Raw genomic sequence first — 1,909 nt, forward strand, 5'->3', positions numbered from 1 at the left:
GTGAGGCTGGGGCGGCGGCTCCGGCCGTGGCGGCGGTTCGTCCCACGGCTCCAGCCGCGGCGGCGGGAACGGCGGCGGCCACGGCGGCGGTCACGGCGGTGGCCACCGCTGAGTGAAGTGACGGCGGATGGGCCGGGTCAGACCTCGACCTGGCCCATCAGCCACGTCTCCAGCTCTCCCAGCTCGCGCTCCTGCGAGGGGTGACGGGCGCGGACCTCCGCGACGGCCTGCTGCATCCCGTTGCGGCTGTGGGGCTTGCCGGTGAGCGCCGTCCGCAGGTCCTGCACGAGGTCCGGGTAGAGCGCATCCGAGAAGACCTGCGCGCGGGTGACGTGTCCGTTCTCCGCGTCGAGGTGGACCTCGAAGAAGCCCCACGACAGGTACTCCACCATCTGGTGGCTGAAGCGGGGCGCGTTGCCGAAGCGCCAGTCCCACGACGCGTAGTGCTCGAAGGTGCGCTTGAGCGACGGCTGGCCCTCCAGGAACGAGGGCTCCAGCAGCTCCGGCTCCGCGGTGCCGCCGTGGAAGTCGCAGAAGGCGCCCATCATCGCCTTCACCAGCGCTTCATGGGAGGCCTCCGGCTGGAGGTCGCGGATGTTCATGACGCGCGAGCGCACGGACGCGCTGCCCTTGGACTCCAGCTTCTTCGGGTGCGGCGTGAGGTAGTTGGCCAGCCGCGACAGGTTGGCGTGGATGAGGAACGTGCCGTGGTGGAAGGCGCGGTCCTTCGTCTCGCGGTACGCGCTGCCGCTGATCTTCCGGGGGCCGTCCTCCAGCGGAATCACCAGGTCGTTGCGCCCGGACGCCTGCGCCTTCACGCCCAGCCGCGACAGCGCGTCCAGCAGGATGGTGACGTTCGCCGTCTTGTTGTAGCCCTCCTTCGCGGACAGGAACGTGAAGCAGGTGTTGCCCAGGTCGTGGAACACCGCGCCGCCGCCGCTGGTGCGCCGCGCGAGGAAGACCTGGTCCTCCTCCATGCGCGTGAGGTTGCACTCGGACCACGGGTTCTGGTTGCGGCCGATGACGACGGTGTTGTCGTTGCGCCAGAGGAAGAGCGTCTGGGTGGCGGGGTCCAGCTCGCGGAAGATCCAGTCCTCGGTCGCGAGGTTGAACCAGGGGTTGTAGGTCTCCGACAGGAGGATGCGGACGCGCGGGGCTTGAGACATGGGCGCGGAGCATAACCGGGCTCGCGCGCAGTCCACCGGCGGACATCCCCCCCGGCCCGGGGGCGATGGCCTCGCAAGCCATCCCACCGGAAGACTCCGGGGCGTGTCGGGCGCGCAAGGTGGTTCGCGCCAGGGGGCGACCATGCGTGGAGTGTTTTCCCTGTCACGTCCGCGTGCGGGCGGGCCGGTGGTGCTGTGGGGTGGGGCGCAGCCGTCCGGCAGCCTCAAGTACCTCACCTTCGCGCGCTACCTGGCCGCGATGCCGCCGGGCTCGCGCGGGCTGGTGGAGCTGTCCGGTGCGTCGAGCGCGCTGGCGCTGGACGTCCTGGGCCGCGAGCGGGGCCTGCCATGGTGGCCGTGACGGACGCGGCGGGTGAGACGTACCTGCGCGCGCACGGCTTCCAGGGGCAGGTGCGCCAGGCGGGCTCCATGGCGGACATGTTCCACCAGGCCATGGCGCTGGAGCGCGACGGCTGGTGCTGGCCCCGGCAGCTCACCAACCGCGCCCTGGTTTCGTGCGTGGAGGCGTGGGCGGCGGGGCTCCGCGCGCAGGTGCGCGAGCGCTTCCCCACGGTGAAGCACGTGGTGTGCGGCTTCGGCACGGGCGCGACGCTGGTGGGCCTGGCGCGCGCCTTCACGGCCGGCGGCTTCACCGTCACCGGCCTGCAGCCCGCGCCCGGCAAGCCTCTGCCCGGCTGGCGCACGTGGGCGGCCCAGAACCTGGGGGCGGAGGACCTGTTCTT

Annotated in this window: 2 protein-coding genes and 1 pseudogene; 2 read left to right on the plus strand and 1 reads right to left on the minus strand. The window is 71.8% G+C overall.

The window, feature by feature from the left end; translation table 11 throughout:
• Positions 1-137: 137 nt before the first annotated feature.
• Positions 138-1,166, minus strand: coding sequence for a lipoate--protein ligase (locus tag ACLEQD_RS42355; RefSeq protein ID WP_410391640.1), 1,029 nt, complete (start codon positions 1,164-1,166; stop codon positions 138-140).
• 142 nt (positions 1,167-1,308) lie between these two features.
• On the opposite strand from ACLEQD_RS42355, the gene ACLEQD_RS42360 reads away from it, so the two are divergent.
• Entirely contained in the window at positions 1,309-1,527 is a 219-nt protein-coding gene (locus ACLEQD_RS42360; RefSeq protein ID WP_410391641.1) for a hypothetical protein, read from the plus strand.
• Positions 1,515-1,909, plus strand: a pseudogene (locus tag ACLEQD_RS42365) (hypothetical protein); the annotation flags it as partial. The gene ACLEQD_RS42360 and the pseudogene ACLEQD_RS42365, both read left to right, overlap by 13 nt.

The organism is Corallococcus sp. 4LFB, assembly GCF_046520365.1.
Classification (GTDB): Bacteria; Myxococcota; Myxococcia; order Myxococcales; family Myxococcaceae; genus Corallococcus; species Corallococcus caeni.